General features: G+C 62.8%; 16 protein-coding genes and 2 pseudogenes. 9 read left to right on the top strand and 9 right to left on the bottom strand.

All coding sequences use genetic code 11. From position 1 onward, the window contains the following. Positions 1-27: 27 nt before the first annotated feature. Positions 28-969, bottom strand: a complete 942-nt coding sequence (locus tag NKI72_RS14105) for a hypothetical protein (RefSeq protein ID WP_352834087.1) — start codon at positions 967-969, stop codon at positions 28-30. Between the two features lie 265 nt (positions 970-1,234). On the opposite strand from NKI72_RS14105, the gene NKI72_RS14100 reads away from it, so the two are divergent. Continuing rightward, the gene (locus tag NKI72_RS14100; RefSeq protein ID WP_352451439.1) at positions 1,235-1,675 is read left to right on the top strand and encodes a lipid-binding SYLF domain-containing protein; all 441 of its coding nucleotides are present in this window, start codon (positions 1,235-1,237) and stop codon (positions 1,673-1,675) included. Positions 1,676-1,693: 18 nt separating this feature from the next. On the opposite strand, the gene NKI72_RS14095 is transcribed toward NKI72_RS14100, so the two are convergent. Beyond that, positions 1,694-2,326, bottom strand: coding sequence for a TetR/AcrR family transcriptional regulator (locus tag NKI72_RS14095; RefSeq protein WP_352850232.1), 633 nt, complete (start codon positions 2,324-2,326; stop codon positions 1,694-1,696). Positions 2,327-3,040: 714 nt separating this feature from the next. On the opposite strand from NKI72_RS14095, the gene NKI72_RS14090 reads away from it, so the two are divergent. Genes NKI72_RS14090 through NKI72_RS14080 form a run of 3 tightly spaced genes read left to right on the top strand, consistent with a single transcriptional unit; the run spans position 3,041 to position 6,824 of the window. After that, positions 3,041-3,526: a (2Fe-2S)-binding protein gene (locus tag NKI72_RS14090; RefSeq protein WP_352451438.1), complete on the top strand. Its 486-nt coding sequence runs from the start codon at positions 3,041-3,043 to the stop codon at positions 3,524-3,526. Continuing rightward, complete coding sequence (locus NKI72_RS14085) at positions 3,523-4,506, top strand: FAD binding domain-containing protein (protein WP_352834090.1); 984 nt, start codon at positions 3,523-3,525, stop codon at positions 4,504-4,506. The genes NKI72_RS14090 and NKI72_RS14085 overlap by 4 nt, the downstream gene beginning before the upstream one ends. Further along, the gene (locus tag NKI72_RS14080; protein WP_352834093.1) at positions 4,503-6,824 is read left to right on the top strand and encodes a xanthine dehydrogenase family protein molybdopterin-binding subunit; all 2,322 of its coding nucleotides are present in this window, start codon (positions 4,503-4,505) and stop codon (positions 6,822-6,824) included. The genes NKI72_RS14085 and NKI72_RS14080 overlap by 4 nt, the downstream gene beginning before the upstream one ends. A 109-nt stretch (positions 6,825-6,933) precedes the next feature. On the opposite strand, the gene NKI72_RS14075 is transcribed toward NKI72_RS14080, so the two are convergent. Further along, positions 6,934-7,944 carry a zinc-dependent alcohol dehydrogenase family protein gene (locus NKI72_RS14075; RefSeq protein ID WP_352541190.1) on the bottom strand — a complete coding sequence of 337 codons (1,011 nt, stop codon included), beginning with the start codon at positions 7,942-7,944 and terminating at the stop codon, positions 6,934-6,936. A 105-nt stretch (positions 7,945-8,049) separates the two neighbouring features. On the opposite strand from NKI72_RS14075, the gene NKI72_RS14070 reads away from it, so the two are divergent. After that, positions 8,050-8,979: a LysR family transcriptional regulator gene (locus tag NKI72_RS14070; protein ID WP_352685278.1), complete on the top strand. Its 930-nt coding sequence runs from the start codon at positions 8,050-8,052 to the stop codon at positions 8,977-8,979. Positions 8,980-9,104: 125 nt separating this feature from the next. Here NKI72_RS14070 and NKI72_RS14065 read toward each other — a convergent pair whose 3' ends face one another. Further along, positions 9,105-9,869: a slipin family protein gene (locus NKI72_RS14065; protein ID WP_352822324.1), complete on the bottom strand. Its 765-nt coding sequence runs from the start codon at positions 9,867-9,869 to the stop codon at positions 9,105-9,107. Then, complete coding sequence (locus tag NKI72_RS14060; protein WP_352834096.1) at positions 9,866-11,257, bottom strand: NfeD family protein; 1,392 nt, start codon at positions 11,255-11,257, stop codon at positions 9,866-9,868. Before NKI72_RS14060 ends, NKI72_RS14065 begins: the two co-directional genes overlap by 4 nt. Positions 11,258-11,345: 88 nt before the next feature. Here NKI72_RS14060 and NKI72_RS14055 point away from each other — a divergent pair. Then, a pseudogene (locus tag NKI72_RS14055) lies at positions 11,346-11,472 on the top strand (HAD family hydrolase); the annotation flags it as partial. Positions 11,473-11,546: 74 nt separating this feature from the next. Here NKI72_RS14055 and NKI72_RS14050 read toward each other — a convergent pair. From NKI72_RS14050 to NKI72_RS14035, 4 genes and pseudogenes are all read right to left on the bottom strand, one after another. Further along, complete coding sequence (locus tag NKI72_RS14050) at positions 11,547-11,834, bottom strand: hypothetical protein (RefSeq protein WP_352494411.1); 288 nt, start codon at positions 11,832-11,834, stop codon at positions 11,547-11,549. Between the two features lie 70 nt (positions 11,835-11,904). After that, positions 11,905-12,495: an RES family NAD+ phosphorylase gene (locus NKI72_RS14045; RefSeq protein WP_352472172.1), complete on the bottom strand. Its 591-nt coding sequence runs from the start codon at positions 12,493-12,495 to the stop codon at positions 11,905-11,907. Next, the gene (locus NKI72_RS14040) at positions 12,496-12,843 is read right to left on the bottom strand and encodes an antitoxin Xre/MbcA/ParS toxin-binding domain-containing protein (RefSeq protein WP_023680350.1); all 348 of its coding nucleotides are present in this window, start codon (positions 12,841-12,843) and stop codon (positions 12,496-12,498) included. A gap of 147 nt (positions 12,844-12,990) precedes the next feature. Next, positions 12,991-13,188 (bottom strand): annotated as a pseudogene (locus NKI72_RS14035) (pseudouridine synthase); the annotation flags it as partial. A 133-nt stretch (positions 13,189-13,321) separates the two neighbouring features. Here NKI72_RS14035 and NKI72_RS14030 point away from each other — a divergent pair. From NKI72_RS14030 to NKI72_RS14020, 3 genes are read left to right on the top strand one after another with little or no spacing between them, the layout of a single operon-like run. Beyond that, positions 13,322-13,831: a hypothetical protein gene (locus tag NKI72_RS14030; protein ID WP_352834098.1), complete on the top strand. Its 510-nt coding sequence runs from the start codon at positions 13,322-13,324 to the stop codon at positions 13,829-13,831. After that, a complete protein-coding gene (locus NKI72_RS14025; RefSeq protein WP_352834100.1) occupies positions 13,821-15,149 on the top strand; it encodes a tetratricopeptide repeat protein in 1,329 nt (442 codons plus the stop codon). Before NKI72_RS14030 ends, NKI72_RS14025 begins: the two co-directional genes overlap by 11 nt. A 10-nt stretch (positions 15,150-15,159) precedes the next feature. Then, on the top strand, positions 15,160-15,879 hold the full coding sequence (locus tag NKI72_RS14020; RefSeq protein WP_352834103.1) for a hypothetical protein: 720 nt from the start codon (positions 15,160-15,162) through the stop codon (positions 15,877-15,879). The last annotated feature ends 38 nt before the right edge of the window (positions 15,880-15,917 follow it).

Below are 15,917 nucleotides of genomic sequence, written 5' to 3'. Positions count from 1 at the left end.
CCTGGTCGTTGAGTGTTTGGCTCGTTCTCAACTCAAAGGCGCCGGGCCGAACTGGAGCAGTTTGAAGCAATCGCCGCTTCCTGACTTCAACTGCGTCAGAAAGGGTTTCGACCGGTCGAGCCATTCCTGGTGCGATCTGGCATCGGCTTCGATTTCATTGGCCGGTGCAAGCTTGACGAAGCCGCGCCCCGTGCTGAAAAGCCAGCACGCGCGGGCGAGAAACCGCCTGCTGCGCTGGCGCAGGAGGTCGGCATCATAAAAGACGTCGAGCACCTCCTGCTTGATCTTCCGTTCCTTTTCGGGATTGGCGATCGCAACCTCGATCGGCTCGCCGCCGATTGCATCCTGCAGGTCCTTGTAATCCAGAGCGATCTGGGTAGTGGCATATTTGATGTCGCTCTCGTCCCGGACGATGTTGAACCATAGCGTTGGGTTGAGCTCGTTGACAACGAACGATGCTTCGAAATCGCGTGACAGATTGAGAATATCGAACCCCTGAACATCGACGTCGCGCTCGACCAGAAGGATCTGCGAAACCTGCTTGGCGAGCCCCGTTCCCTGGGCGCTGACAGCGGCGTTGTCACCGCCGTGTTCCGGACTGGCATAGGCACCGCCATCATCCAGCAGCGCGTCGAATTCGCCGAGGGCCTCCACGACAGCGCTGCCGCGGGCAACACGCGCCGCCAGTTTGGCGAGAACCTGCTGGAGCTCCGTTTCGCGTTTGCGCTGGTCCTGATAATTCTGCTGGAAAAAGAAGATGAACAGGGACACGCCAATCCCGATCAGGATCACGCCCAGCTGCGAAAAGATATTGCGATAATATTCCAGCAGCTTTTCACGATGGCGTACGTCGTCACGCACACTGTGCGCCACGCGAAGATTGACGATCAGCGAAACGACCAGGAGCCCGGCGCCGACCAGGATCAGGCCACCGATCAGCAGGTAGCCATGTCGTGAGTTGAAGTCCATTGCTTTGCCGCGCTCCCGAAACCCCAGACAGCGCAGACTAATACCATTCCGCCTCAACACCTACGATCATCCCCACCATTCGGCCACTGTTCTTACAGCCAGGACTATGCTCGCCATCCGCCTCGTTTCGTGGCGGTCTTCTCGCAGCCGGATTCAGGCCGCGTGCTTGGAACCAATGACGGGCGAGACTGTTCAGCTATGACTTTGATACGACGCCGACGTGCCCGGCCGGCTGGGCATGCGGCGATCTTGAGGAGTTCTCATCATGAAGATTTCGTCCAGATTTCGTTCAGTCGCAGTTGCCGTCATCGCTGCGGCGGCAGTTAGCTTTGCCAGCGTCGCGCATGCCGACAGCGGTACGATCCGCTTCGCCGTCTACAAGGCGGCCTTCTTCATCGGCGGCTCCGGAGGCGAGGGCACACTGACCTTCCATGGTCGCCGATATCCCATCTCGGTCGGCGGCATCTCGGGCGGCCTCGCCTTCGGCGCCTCCAAGACCTATTTCAAAGGTACCGTGCGCCACATACGCCGCGCCCGGGATGTGACGGGGGTGTACGGTGCAGCGGGCGGTGGCGGCGCGCTCGGCAAAGGAGCCCAGGTGATCGTCATGACCAATGACAAGGGTGCCCAACTCGAACTCACGGGCAGGCAGGTAGGCCTGCAAGTCAATGCCGATCTCAGCGGTATGAGCATCTCGCTGAAATAAGGACAGTCACTGCATTCGTTATTCCTTGGATGGGCCGGATTTGGCCGCTCCAAACCGCAACCCATCCATCAGCAGCGACACCAATCGGCGCGAGCGGTCGCGCCAGTCCTTGGTGTCCGGGGCCGAATAGATGCCGCCCAGCGCATGCAGCACGTCGGAGGCATCGACATCGCCGCGGATCGAGCCGTCGGCGACCGCAGCATCGATCAGCCGCCGCAAGGCGAGCGTCACCCTGCCGGAAACGTCGGAGAACAGGGTTGAGTTGGTCGTGAGCAGGATGCGCAGGCTTGTCGACAGCCCGCGCTTGGTGGCGATGTAGTCGACGAAGCGCTGCATCCATTGTTCGAGCGCCATGTCGGGCGCATGATCGCGGGCGAGTTCGTCGGCCGCCTGGCACAGTCCTTCCACTTCGCGCCGATAAACCACCTCGACCAGGTGCTCGCGGGTTGGGAAATGCCGGTAGAGCGTGCCGATGCCGACGCCGGCCTGGCGCGCAATCTCCTCCAGCGAGGCATCGACGCCTTGCGCGGCAAAGGCTTTTGCCGCGACCTCGACCAGAGCATCGCGGTTGCGCTGCGCGTCGGCCCGCAGCCGCTTTGCAACGGCGGCTTCGGTTTTGTCTCCAGAAATGACGGGCGGCTCCGCGGCCAATTTTTTCTCCAGTGCTGATCCGAAGCATACCCGGATAGGCAGGCCCCGTTTCAAGAACGCAGACGCTTCCACCTTCGTTACGTCTCCGGCAAATATAATCGCAAGTAAACATAATCACAGGATCGAATCTGGGCCGGCGTTCCGGCAGGCGAGGCATCTTGCCCGCCTCCGGTGCACGGCCCGTGGATGACGTCCGGTGGATGACGACGGAGGATATTTCCTCGCGGCCGGCACTCGTCATCTGTTCGGCCGATGCCGTGGGGCAAAAATGAGCCCATGTTGAGCACGATCCCCTCAGGATCATTGGACTGTCCTGCCCCTACAGACAGTTCAGAGAGCACCACCGGCTTGGGCCGGTGGTGCTTTTTTGTCTCCAGACATGACGGCCGGCTGCCCTGCCAATTTCCTCCAATTTTGATCATTTTCGATCCGGGGCTTGAACAGGGCGGAGCAGGCCCTTAGGTAACAAACGGAGGCGCCTCCGATTGTGGAGCGCCTTTCTCATGTAATCACGGGATCGGGTATGTCACGTCTTTCGACCTCCCAAGTCGCAGCCCCGGAGCTCGCGCCAAGTCGAACCGACCCCCTCTGCCCTGCCGGGCACTTCCCCCAAGGGGAAGATAGCCTTCACCTAGCCATAAGCTGACCTTGCCGCTCGCCGGCCGGGCACCAGATCATCCCCTCCCGCGTCAAGCAACTGGAGCCAGACGCCCCATGACAAGCAAAACCCGAACTCCAATCCAACTTCGAATCAACGGACATCGACATGAGCTGGAGGTCGAACCGCGCGTTACCCTGCTCGACGCCTTGCGCGACCATCTCGGGCTGACCGGCACCAAGAAGGGCTGCGACCAGGGCCAGTGCGGCGCCTGCACCGTTCATATCGACGGCCAGCGCGTGCTGGCCTGCCTGACGCTTGCCACTCAGGCTGAAAGCAGGGACATCACCACCATCGAAGGGCTTGCCGGGGAGGATGGCACGCTGCATGCGGTGCAGGCCGCCTTCCTCGAACAGGATGCCTTCCAGTGCGGCTATTGCACGCCGGGCCAGATCATGTCGGCGGTCGCCTGCATTCGCGAAGGCCATGCCGGCTCGGATGAGGAGATCCGCGAATACATGGCCGGCAATCTCTGCCGCTGCGGCGCCTATCCGCATATCGTCGCCGCCGTGCGCCAGGCGGCCATGGAGGCCGCGTCATGAGGGACTTTTCGTATCTCCGCGCCGGCTCCGTCGATGCAGCCCGTGAGGCAGCAGCACTTCCCGGCGCCATGCTTCTGGCCGGCGGCACGACGCTTGTCGATCTCGCGAAATGCGGCGTTGCCGAACCCGAGACCGTGGTCGACATCACCCATCTCAAAGGACTGGACACGATTGCCGTTGATGACCGGGGCGCCACGATCGGCGCGCTGGCCAGGATGAGCCGCGTCGCCGACCATGCCGATATCAAGAGCCGGTTCCCCGCAGTCTCGGAAGCATTGTGGCAGGCGGCATCGGCGCAGCTGCGCAACATGGCGACGATCGGCGGCAATCTGATGCAGCGTACACGCTGCCCCTATTTCCGCGATCCGGCAAATTTCCCCGCCTGCAACAAGCGCTCGCCCGGCAGCGGCTGCTCGGCGATTGGCGGGGTCACCCGCGGCCATGCCGTGCTCGGCACCAGCGAGGCCTGCGTCGCCACCTATCCCGGCGACCTGGCGGTTGCACTCGTCGCCTTCGACGCGATCGTCCATCTCGGCGACCGTCAGATCGCCGTCGATGATTTTTTCCTGTTGCCGGGCAGCACACCCGAAAGGGAACATGCGATCGAGCCCGGCGAGATGATCACCGCGATCGGCATTCCCGCTTCGGCGGCCGCCCGCCGCTCGACCTATCTCAAGGTCCGCGACCGCCAGTCCTATGAATTCGCCGCGGCAAGTGCCGCGGTCGGCATCGAATTCGAGGCCGACGGAAGGACGATCCGCGATCTGCGCGTCGCGCTTGGCGGCGTCGCCACCAAGCCATGGCGCGCCCTTGCCGTCGAAGAGGCGCTGAAAGGCAAAGTGCTCGAGCCGGAGGTCGTCAGGCAAGCCAGCCTGCTCGCCGTCGAGGGCGCCGTCGACCATGGCGCCAACCACTACAAGATCGAACTGGCGCCGCGCGTCGTCGCCCGCGCCATCCTCAAAATGGGAGAAACGGCATGACCGTTCACGAGTTGAGAACAAGACCCGGCGATGCCAAACGCGGCGACGCTTCGGACGGTGCCGTCCTCGCCGACCAGGTCGGCGGCCGGCTGTCGCGCGTCGACGGCCCGGCCAAGATCACCGGTGCCGCCAAATACGCCGTCGAGCAGCAGCTCGAGGGGCTTACCCATGCGGTGCTGGTCGAGAGCACCATTGCCGCCGGCCGGGTGCGTTCGATCGACACGGCCGCGGCCAAGGCGTCGCCCGGCGTGCTGCTGGTGCTGACGCCCGACAATATCCTGCCGCTGAGAACCGCAACGGACTGGCTGGGCACGCCGCCGCCGGACGTCGCTTATTGCCCGCTGGCGCGCGACATCACCTTCAGCGGCCAGCATGTCGCGGCGGTGGTGGCCGAGAGTTTCGAGCAGGCGGTCGCCGCCGCGGCGCTGGTCAAGATCGCCTATGACGAGGCGCCGGCGATCGTCGACCTCAGCGATCCAAAGGCCGGCGACGGCATCCCCGTCGATGCGATGACCAAGGAATGGGGCGAGGCGGAGACAGCGTTCGCCTCGGCTCCGGTCAGGATCTGCAACGCCTACAACACGCCGCGCGAATACCAGGCGCCGATGGAGCCGCATGGCCTGATCGCAAAGTGGCAGGGCGACCAGCTGACGGTCTGGGAGCCGAGCCAATGGCTCGACGGCATGGCGCGGACCTATGCCGAATGGTTCGGCGTGCCGTTCGAGAATGTACGACTGGTCTCGCCTTATATTGGCGGCGGCTTCGGCTCCAAGGCGTTTGCCTATGGCTACGGCGCTGTAGCGGCAGTCGCCGCGAAAATGCTGGGACGGCCGGTGAAGCTGGCGGTCACCAGGCCGCAGACCTTCACCGCCTATGGCGGACGGGCGGCGACGCGCCAGACCGTGGCGCTCGGCGCCAACGCGGAGGGCCAGATCCAGTCGATCGTGCATCGCGGCGTCAACGAGACCTCGGTCGACGGCATGTGGGTCGAGCCGCTCGGCTCGGTCACCTCGGTCATGTACGCGACGCCGAATTTCTCGTCGCGGCAGAACGTCGTGCGGGTCAACACGGTGGTGCCGGGGGCATTGCGCGCGCCGGGCGAGAACCCGAGCGCCTTCGGCATCGAAAGCGCCATCGACGAGCTCGCCTATGAGGTCGGTATCGATCCGCTGGAAATCCGGCTCAGGAATTATGCCGAGCAGGATCCGCATGCGAAGAAGCCGTGGTCGACACGGCAGCTGCGTGAGGCCTTCGCGGCCGGCGCCGAAGCCTTTGGCTGGTCGAAGCGGAACCCCCGGCCGCGTTCGATGCGCGACGGCAACCAGCTGATCGGCTGGGGTGTCGCGGCAGGCACCTATCCGGTGCGGCGCGCCTATGGCGAGGCGGTCGTGCGCATTCTCGCCGACGGCTCGGTCGAGGTCGAAAGCTCATCGATCGACATGGGGCAGGGCACCTACACGATCCTGGCGCAGACCGCCGCCGAGGTGGTGGGCGTGCCGGCGGAAAACGTCGTCGTCAAGCTTGGCGATTCCCGCTATGCCCGTGCCGGCGTCACCGGCGGTTCGCGGCTGGCCGGGGTGATGACCGGCGCCGTCCACAAGGCGGCGAGTGCCGCGCTCGACCAGCTGATCGGGCTCGCCATCAGCGATCCGGCTTCGCCGTTCCATGCGCTGCAGGCCAACACGCTCGTCGTCGCCAATGGCCGCATCGCCTCGCCGCGCGGCAACGGCCCTGAAGTTTCCATCGCCGAACTGCTCAGGAGCGTCGGGCGCGAGCATATCGAGGCGAAGGGCGACACCATGCCGGCCAATTCGACGGTCGAGGACCGCTACAAGAACTACACCACCATAGCCATGGCGCTGCCACACACCGAGGGCGACTATTCCCGCCACAGCTGGTGCGCGCATTTCATCGAAGTCCGTGTCGACGAGGACTTTGGCACGGTTCGCGTCTCCCGCGTGGTGTCGGCGCTGGATTCGGGCCGGCTCTACAATCCCAAGCTCGCCGAAAGCCAATGGAAGGGCGGCATCATCATGGGCATCGGCCAGGCGCTGCTCGAGGAGGGCATCGTCGACCGCCGGCATGGGCGCATCGTCAACGACAATTTCGCCGACTATCTCATCGCCACCAATGCCGACATTCCCGACATCGAGGTGATCTCGGTCGGTATTCCCGATCCGCATTCCTCGGCGCTTGGCGGCAAGGGGGTCGGCGAGCTGGGCATTGTCGGCGTGGCGCCGGCGATCGCCAACGCGGTATTCCACGCCACCGGGAAAAGGGTGCGGGACCTGCCGATCACGCTGGAGAAGCTGATTTAGGCGGAGGTTGGGACTGTCGGCGCATTGGCGATTGTCAAAAGCCGAGGTGACGACCGATCTCCCCACGAGAGGGGAGATCGGCAGCTTCAACGCTCTGCCTTTTTCAGGCTCACCACGACAGACTGAACGCGAGCTTGCCGAAATGCCGGCCGCCGGCTGCCATGTGGGCGTAGGCCTCGGTCGCCTGGTGCTGGCTGTAGACAGTGTCGATGACCGGATCGATACGGGCGGCGCCGATGGCGCGCGCCGCGTCGCACAGATCGGATACCGAACCGGTGTTGTTGCCCACAACCTTGAGTGCCTTGATGATGATCGGCAGCAGGTTCGTGGTGGCCTCGGCGCCGGTGACGAAGCCGATGGCGAACACCGTGCCGCCGGGCGCCGCGGCATTGATGGAGCGGGCGAAGGTGGCCGAGCCGCCGGTTTCGACGATCAGATCGGCGCCGAGGCCGTCGGTCAACTCGAGCACCTTGGCGTCCCAGTCCGGCGTCTCACGATAATTTATGAGATGATCCGCACCCAAGGCCTTGGCGCGGGCCAGCTTTTCGTCAGACGACGAGGTGATGATGACCGTGGCGCCGGCTGCCTTGGCCAGCTGCAGGGTCAGGATCGAGACACCGCCGGTACCGAGCAGGACGACGACCGACCCCGGCCCGGCATCGGCGGCGCGAAGCGCATTCCACGCGGTGGTGCCGGCGATCGGCAGCGTCGCTGCCGCTTCGAAGGACAGATGCGCCGGCATCGGCACGACGGCATTGGCCGGCAGCGCGACATATTCGGCGAGCGAGCCGGGCAGTGTCAGCCCGCGCATCTCTCTGGTCTCATAAGGCCGCGGACGGCCGCCGATCCAGCGCGGTTTTGCATGGGCGATGACGCGGTCGTTGATGGCGAGCCTCGACACGCCCTCGCCGATGCCGACGATCTCGCCGGCGCCGTCGACGACGGGAATGAGCGGAAAGCTCGGACCTGGATAGTTGCCGCTCGCTATCGCGACATCGACAAAATTGAGGCTTGCGGCGCGCAGGCGGATCAGCACTTCGCCGCGTTGCGGTTCAGGCGTGGGAACGGTGGCCGCGCGAAACGCGTCCAGTCTCGGGGCAGTCAGTTCGATCGCTTTCATGTCTCACTCCGGTTGATGGCCGATTGACGGGCCGGGATTGAGTGAAACTAGCTGCTGCGCTATTGGTATATAATCCTTGGCTTTTACATTTGAGCTCTGCACCTGATGCAGCAATCGCACGAACCGGCAGCATTGGTCGAAATGGCCGCCTTCGCGGCAATCGCTGAAGCACGCTCCTTCACCAGGGCGGCTGCTCGCATCGGCCGCGACGCGACGATCCTGTCGCGGCGCCTTGCCTCGCTGGAAGAGCGGTTGGGCGTGCGCCTGCTGCACCGGACGACACGAAGCGTGTCGCTGACCGAGGCGGGTTCGGAATTTCTCATCCGGGTCCGCGCCATCCTGGCTGCGGTCGACGAGGCCGAGGCTGTCGCGTCGGCGCATGCCGGCGGCGGGCCGCGCGGCGTGCTGCGGCTGGCGCTGCCCGGCTCGTTCGGGCGCATGTGGATCGGCCCGCTGCTGCCCCAGTTTCTCGCCGAATTTCCCGACGTTCGTATCGAGGCCGAGTTCTCCAACCGCTTCGTCGATCTCGTCGCCGAGAATTTCGATGTCGCCGTGCGTCTCGGCGCGCTGGAGGATTCGCGGCTGGTGGCGCGCAAGGTCGCTACACGGCGGCGGCTGCTGTGCGCCGCGCCGTCCTACCTCGCCCGCCGGGGCACGCCGACTGCGCCGGAGGCGCTGCTGGAACACAGCTGCCTGGGCTTCTCGGGTTTCCAGACCTTTCCGGCCTGGGAGATGACCGACAGTTCGGGTCGCCGCATCAGTATCGAGGTCTCCGGGCCGCTGGTCACCGACGACGCCGAGGTGCTGGTCGAAGCCGCCGTGCAAGGCGTCGGACTGATGATGAGCACGGATTGGCTGGTCGGACGCGAGCTCGCCGACGGCCGTCTGGTGCCAGTGCTGGAGGACTGGACGCTTGCCGACGAGGGCGCCGTCTATGTCGTCATGCCTTCGGCCAAGGGGCAAGCCGCCAAGACACGTGCCTTCGCCGACTGGATCGGCAAACGCTTTGCGCCGGTCCCGCCGTGGCGGAGGTGAGGGTGGGTCGCGGCGCGTGGAGCGTCAGCGCCGTCTCTCGTAGGGAAGGCGTCGGCGATCTATGTGAGACGACCTCCTCTGGCCGCTTCGCAGCCATCTCCCCCTCGAGGGGGAAGATTACGCGCTCAGCCGCCTCCACCACCCTGCTTGATGAAATGACCGAGCAGATCCATCGGCACCGGAAACACGACCGTCGACGAGCGCTCACCGGCGATGTCATGGAGAGCCTCGAAATAGCGTAGCTGCATGGCCTGCGGTGCTTCGGCCAGCATCTTGCCGGCCTCGACGAGCTTTGCCGCCGCCTGCTGTTCGCCGTCGGCATTGATCACTTTCGCACGCCGCAGCCGTTCCGCCTCGGCCTGCTTGGCGATGGCGCGGACCATGTTCTCGTTGAGGTCGACATGCTTGATCTCGACATCGGAGACCTTGATGCCCCAGGCATCGGTGCGCTGGTCGAGAATCTCCTGGATATCGCTGTTGAGCTTGTCACGTTCGGCCAGCATTTCGTCGAGCTCATGCTTGCCGAGCACCGAGCGCAACGTGGTCTGTGCCAGCTGGTTGGTGGCGGTCATGAAGTCTTCAACCTGGATCACCGCCCGCTCGGCGTCGACGATACGAAAATACAGCACCGCGTTGACCTTCACCGAGACGTTGTCGCGCGAGATCACGTCCTGCGGCGGGACGTCCTGGACCACCACTCGCAGGTCGACCTTCACCATCTGCTGCACGAAAGGGATGAGGATGATAAGGCCGGGGCCCTTGACTCCGGTGAAGCGGCCGAGCGTGAAGACCACGCCGCGCTCATATTCCCGCAGGATGCGAATGGCCGCGGACAGGAACATGACCACGACGAGCGCTGCTGCCAGATAGGCCACATAACCGATGATCATTGCCTTGCTCCATCGCTTCTCACATTGCGGCGCCGTATCGTCAGCACGAGATCCCTGACATCGGCCACCTCGACGCTGTCGCCCACTGCAAGCGGTTCGTCGGCTTTTGCCCGCCAGCGCTCGCCCCGGGCGAGCACGTGGCCCTCGCTGCCCTGCCAGTCGAGGACCTCCGCCGGCAGCCCTTGCATGGCCTGTGCGCCAACACGCGGAACGTTCTTGCGGGCCGCCCACAGATAGCTGCCGGTCAACAGCGCCAGGCCGAGCGTCAGGACGGCGGCGGTGCCGATAACGGCCCACGACATCTCGAAGCCGGGCCCCTCGATCCTGAGCAGCATGGCTGCGCCCAGCAGAAACGCAGCCACGCCTCCCAGCCCAAGGACCACAGTCGGGTTCAAGGCTTCGACGACCAGGAAGATGATGCCAAGCAGCATCAAGGCAAGGCCGGCATAGCTGATCGGCAAGAGATTGAGCGCATAGAGCCCGAGCAGAAGGCAAATCGTGCCGATCACGCCGGGCGCGACCGCGCCCGGGCTCGTGAATTCGAAGACGAGGCCATAGACGCCGACCAGCATCAGGATGACGGCAATATTCGGGTCCGTGATGACGGCGAGAAGCCGGATGAGCCAGCCTGGCCCGAGCGTTTCGACCGGCAGCCCCTTCGTCGCCAATGCCTCTTTTTTGCCGGCGATCTCGACGGTCCGGCCGTCGGCCAGTTGAAGCAGTTCGGTGGTGTCGCGGGCGACGAAGTCGATGACATGCTGCTGCAGCGCCGCGCCGGCCGACAGGCTGGCCGCCTCGCGCACGGCCTTTTCTCCCCATTCGGCATTGCGCCCGCGCAATTCAGCCAGGCTGCGGATCAGGGCAACGGCGTCGTTCGTCGCCTTGGCGATCATCGCATCGCCCGCGGGTGCGTTCTTCTTGTCCTTGTCCGCCTCCGGGCCATCGTTCTTGCCGCCGGGAAACGATGGCAGCGGCCCGCCCATCTCGATCGGCGTTGCCGCGCCCAGATTGGTGCCGGGCGCCATCGCCGCCAGATGGGCGGCGTAGAGGATGTAGGTTCCGGCGCTCGCCGCATGCCCGCCGGCCGGCGCGACATAGCCGATGACGGGAACCGGCGAGGCGAGAATGCCGGCGATCATCTCGCGCATGCTGGTGACCAGCCCGCCGGGCGTATCCATCTGCAGGATGAGAGCCTGGGCATTTCGGTCCGCGGCCACCGCCAGCGCTTCCTCGAGCTGCCTGGCACTCGCCGGACCGATGGCGCCGTCTATCTCGACGCGCAACACAATTTTCTCCCGGCCGTCCGCCTCTCCGGTTGCTGAAGAGGGACAAACGGCCGCAACAGCCACGAAAGCCGCGGCAAGCAGGACCGCACGCGCGAGTTTCACGCTCAAAGCTCCACATCTAGGAATATGGGCTGGATTTTGCCGAAATCCATGACGCGGCGCGCGGCGGGTGACGCATCGCACGGTCCTGCTGGATGTCGGCCTGCTCAGCGGCGGCTACGGCACCGTAGAAGCTCCGCCAATCGGGCACGTTCCGCGTCTATGAAGATCCCGACGACATGCTGCGCCATGTCGACGAAGTCGGCGGCCGCACATGAAGGCGACCGGCGGGCTGTCGCCGTCATTCGATCACACCTATGTTTTGCGCATTGGAGCCATCTCTGGCGGGCTTCTATTGCGCGGCGTCCTCCTGGATTGTCTGTTCCTGGATACGGGCGGGTGCCCCGAGACACTGATCGTAGCCGATGGTGCAATTATTCAGACATTCGTTGCGCCCCTGGATGGATTTGACGCTGTTGTAGTCGATCGGCACAGCCTGGCATTTCTTCTGGCACGCCTGGTCCTTCTCGGCGCAATTTGTGCCGTGGCCCTTAGGGTACTTCTTCGTGGTCGCTTCAGCGTTCAATGGCATGACGGCCAGCAGCGCCAGCAGCGTCGGTATCAGTCGGAGCATACGCATGGATCCTCCCTTGCGCGTTAGACCCTCTACACTTGGAGGCAATGTTAGCGCGCCACTTCCGCTGGCCACATCACCCGTGCGGGGGATGGACGGCAGCGGGGCCGCCGCTAGCCCAGGCAATTTCCCCGTGGTCGGTTCTGATCGTCATCGCTCCGGCCGGCAGCCGATCACAAAACGCGACGACGTTCAGGCAGTCATATCGCGCGCTGGGCACGATCAGACCGTCATAATCGAGGAAATGCGCGGCCTCGCCGATGTCTTGCGACCTCGGATATTCGGCGTGCTTTTCCTGATACGAAAGCTGCCCGTAGCGCGCGGTGTCGAGGCCAAGGGTCTGCAAGGCCGCCAGGTCGAGCAGTCTGAGCGTCCGGTCCAAAGCAAGATCGATCTCGAAGAGATTGTATCTGACGCGCGAAGGGACCACTGGCTGCCCCCGCGTCAGGTGGAATCTCATCTCGCTCAAGGCACCTTCGCGCTCTTGCGAAGTGTAGAGCACGTCGAACGTTCCATCGTCCCAACGGCCACCGGAGCTCGAGCACTGGATCGGGCTGCGGCCCTGGCGCACCACACGCCAAACCGTCCCGGAGTATTCGACCGGAACTATTGCCTCGATAGCGTCGATGAGCCGGCTATCGCGTCGTTTCCGCCCGGCGATCGCCAACTAGAGAAAGACCTCGTTCTCAAGCCGATCGATGACTTTGAGCACGTCGAGAGCACGGTCGTCGTGAATGAGATCTATCGCCCTTTCACCGTTCAATTGCGGGTGGCGAGCGTAAAGCCAGGTGCGGATATCACTTGGCTCGTAGAACTCCTGCAGACGGCCGACGATATAGTGCAGGTCCGATAGAATGAGCTCGCTGCGCGGCTGGGGCTTGATGTCGCCGGCCTTCCACCTCGAAACCGTGGCCTTGGACACGTCGGTGATGTTTGCAATATCGGTTCCCTTGAGGCCGCCAAACGTACCCAATTCGTCCAGGAACCTGGGGACCGCCCGCAACGCCGTGCTCATGCTTTTCTCTCCGGCTGCCGAGCCACTTCGCGTCGGACCAGCCCTTCAATTGCGCTGTCGCATTTCGGTTTCATAAAAGGAAAATATGAAACAGGAATGTTAATGTCAATCACCCGTTCGGTGCGAAGGCCCCCTGGAGCCAGCACTTCAGGCCTGAAGTAGCGCCAGCTCTTCCGCGCTCAGATGGCGTGCTTTGCCTTTGGCAAGCTCGCCGAGCTGCAATTGGCCGATCGCCACCCGCACCAGGCGCAGCACCTCGATATCGTAGGCGCCAAGCAGCCGGCGGATGTGGCGGTTGCGGCCCTCGTCGAGCACGATCTCCAGCCAGGCGGTGCTGGTGCCGCTTCCACTCGATCGAAAATCAATCGCCTGAATTGCTACAGCGCCCTGTCGCCGGTAATGCCACGGGACAATTTGTTTTGTATAGTCCTGATGCCACGTGGCCGACGATGGTTCGATGACTTGGGAAGGGAAGATCATGCGAAGCGGATTGGCGAAATTCGTCGTGGCGGGTTGCGTCGCCGCTCAGGTCGTCCTGCAAGCGGCGCAGCCGGCGTTTGCCGCGCCGTGCGGCTGGACGGCGAAACTGGAGGAAGAGGAGGGCGGCAAAGTGCTGATGGCGTCGGTCTGCGGCGGATCGAATGGCGGCGCCCAGCTGACGCTGGCCTGTTTCGGCAAGCCGACGCTGAGCTATGATTTGGGCGACAGCGGTCCGCAACTGGAACCCGGCATCGCTTCGTTCGCGTTCAAGGCCGGCGGCAAGGCGGTGACCAAGACGCTTCAACTCGAAGAAATGTACAACACCTTCACCGTGGAATTGAGCAGCACCGACCCGCTGTTGGCCCTGCTGCGCTCCAAGGGCGAGGTCACGGTCGCCTCGGGCAAATATGGCGAGAACAGCTTTCCGCTTGCCGGCTCATCCGCCGCCATCGGCAAGGTGCTGGCCCAGTGCGGCAAAGCCAAGGCTTCTGCCGACAATGACAACTGATGAACCCCTTACATTTCAATTTGAATCGCGCGAGACGTTGGTTGCGAAGATAGAGCGTGATCCCGCTAACCTCGATCCCTGGACAGGGCTTGTCGAACTGGAGGCCGAGGAAAGCAGCCTGGACACCGCGGTGTCGGTTCTCTTGCGGGCAATTGATGCTGTATCCGACAGGGAACAGCTTTGGCGATTTGTCGACAATTTTGTCTGGTTTTGCGGAGTTGCCGAAGGGCCGACTATGGCTTTGAGCGAAGCGAGCGTCCATGCCTTCTACGAGCGGTGGAAAATCGATACGCACCGTAGCGCGCAGACGAGCCTTTTCTTCGCTCAGCAGTTCAAGAAGCTCAATCTCCCTGACTTATGTGCCGAGAACGTTACGCGCGCAGAGGGCGAGGTGCACACCGGGCGGGACTATATCCTGCTTGCCTTGTTCCTGCGCGACAAAATGGAAACGCCGCAGCTGGCTTTGGCCGCCTTGCAACGGGGAATAGCCGCGCACCCGCGCAACGCGATCATCTGGGATTGCGTCGCCGACACGCATCGCATTGGTAACTCGGCGCGCGAGATAGCGGAATCCAGCTATCAGTCATTCAAGCAATGCCGCCTCGATGCAACCACAGAAGATGCCTGCCTCGCCTGGGCATCGTTTGGGCTAATGCTCGATGAAATCGGCAACTATTTGTCGGCTGAAAAGGCCTATCGCCGGGCAATAGAAATCGATCCACGCTACCGCTGGGCGACAGGGAAATTGTCGGGACTGCTCCGTCGCCGGTTCGCCCGCTACCATGAAGCTGAGAAACTTGCGCTGCGGTGCGTTGAAATCGATCCGGAGCACGCATGGTCGTGGTTCAATCTCGGCTTTGTTTATCATCATCATCTGGCCCGTTTCGCCGACGCCAAAACGGCGTATCAGCGCGCGATCAAACTCAAGCCGGACTATGTTAAGGTGTGGGAGAATTTGGCCGCTCTGATGGCGTTCGAAACAGACGCGCCCATAGAGGCTCAAAAGGTGTTCGACAAGGTGTTCGGACTCTCGGGTGTTTCAGCTTGGACCTATAATCAATACGGTATTTTTCTTCGCGAATTGACAGACCGGTACGACGAGTCAGAAAAGGCCTTGTTGCACGCAATTGAAATGGAGCCAGCAGACTGGTGCCATCGGTTGGCGTTGGCGGTTCTGTATGAGAAGCGCTTGCTGAGGTTCGAGGAGGCTCGCAAATTTCTGCTCGAAGCAAAGGAGCGTGGCGCTCCGATCGACAATATCGACTATCGCCTGGCCTTGATTGCACAACGCCGTCGCCCTCTGAAGGTAGTCAAGTAAAGGAACGGCCGTGAAACGTTCGGCGTGCTCGATTTTTGCAATCCTATTTGCCACATGGGCGCACGCCCATGTTCCGCCAACAGGCCCGGCTTATGCGAAGGATTTGTTCGCCAAGTTCGATGAACTTTTGCAGCAGCGCCGGATTGAAGGCAAATTGCCAAATCTTGAAGATCCAACGGACTGGGATCTACTGCACAAGATTTGGGACGGCGAGGCTTTGATAGGTTCGCCGCCATACGATGAGGGCGACCTGGAAGCACTGTCTTTCGTAATGGACAGAAGTGGGTCGCTACTCGCGCTCTATAGCCAAAATAGCCCATTGCCTCTGCAGGATGAAGCTACGCAGACATTCGCGCTTTTGATTCGGGCTGCTGCCGCTTCGCAGATAGCTTTCAATGATTTCCTAGCGCACCAACCTAACGCTGCCGAAATGTTGCGCGCCAACGGAGCCAAAGCTCGAGGAGGCATAGAGAAAATGTTTCGTGGCGCCTCAATCTTTCTGGCTGACCCGGCTCTGAAGGAGGGAAACAAGATAGTTCTTGTTGAATCGCTGAGAGCAGATGGTCCCTATCTCGCGCAGAGCATCTCTCCAGACCATCGCCGGGCTCTGATCGATTTGTTTGTTCCGTCGGTTGGCCAGCTTCCCATGCCTGCCCAAGAATCGCTCAAGATATTTATGCAGGAAATCAATGTCGCCGGCTGCGATCTGTTGTGTGCTGACGGAATGTAATACCGACAGAGATTGATATCGGTCGAACCGGTGTGAGC

This window comes from Mesorhizobium sp. M0437 (assembly GCF_040321335.1).
In the GTDB taxonomy this organism is placed as follows: Bacteria; Pseudomonadota; Alphaproteobacteria; order Rhizobiales; family Rhizobiaceae; genus Mesorhizobium.
The sequence above is the reverse complement of the archived record's forward strand: the minus strand, read 5'-3'. Positions and strand labels throughout refer to the sequence as shown.

Excerpts from the sequence above, each read along its gene's own strand:
- NKI72_RS14105 (WP_352834087.1), bottom strand. The coding sequence starts at position 969 with ATGGACTTCAACTCACGACATGGCTACCTGCTGATCGGTGGCCTGATC.
- NKI72_RS14100 (WP_352451439.1), top strand. The coding sequence starts at position 1,235 with ATGAAGATTTCGTCCAGATTTCGTTCAGTCGCAGTTGCCGTCATCGCT.
- NKI72_RS14090 (WP_352451438.1), top strand. The coding sequence starts at position 3,041 with ATGACAAGCAAAACCCGAACTCCAATCCAACTTCGAATCAACGGACAT.
- NKI72_RS14085 (WP_352834090.1), top strand. The coding sequence starts at position 3,523 with ATGAGGGACTTTTCGTATCTCCGCGCCGGCTCCGTCGATGCAGCCCGT.
- NKI72_RS14080 (WP_352834093.1), top strand. The coding sequence starts at position 4,503 with ATGACCGTTCACGAGTTGAGAACAAGACCCGGCGATGCCAAACGCGGC.
- NKI72_RS14075 (WP_352541190.1), bottom strand. The coding sequence starts at position 7,944 with ATGAAAGCGATCGAACTGACTGCCCCGAGACTGGACGCGTTTCGCGCG.
- NKI72_RS14070 (WP_352685278.1), top strand. The coding sequence starts at position 8,050 with ATGCAGCAATCGCACGAACCGGCAGCATTGGTCGAAATGGCCGCCTTC.
- NKI72_RS14065 (WP_352822324.1), bottom strand. The coding sequence starts at position 9,869 with ATGATCATCGGTTATGTGGCCTATCTGGCAGCAGCGCTCGTCGTGGTC.
- NKI72_RS14050 (WP_352494411.1), bottom strand. The coding sequence starts at position 11,834 with ATGCGTATGCTCCGACTGATACCGACGCTGCTGGCGCTGCTGGCCGTC.
- NKI72_RS14040 (WP_023680350.1), bottom strand. The coding sequence starts at position 12,843 with ATGAGCACGGCGTTGCGGGCGGTCCCCAGGTTCCTGGACGAATTGGGT.
- NKI72_RS14030 (WP_352834098.1), top strand. The coding sequence starts at position 13,322 with ATGCGAAGCGGATTGGCGAAATTCGTCGTGGCGGGTTGCGTCGCCGCT.
- NKI72_RS14025 (WP_352834100.1), top strand. The coding sequence starts at position 13,821 with ATGACAACTGATGAACCCCTTACATTTCAATTTGAATCGCGCGAGACG.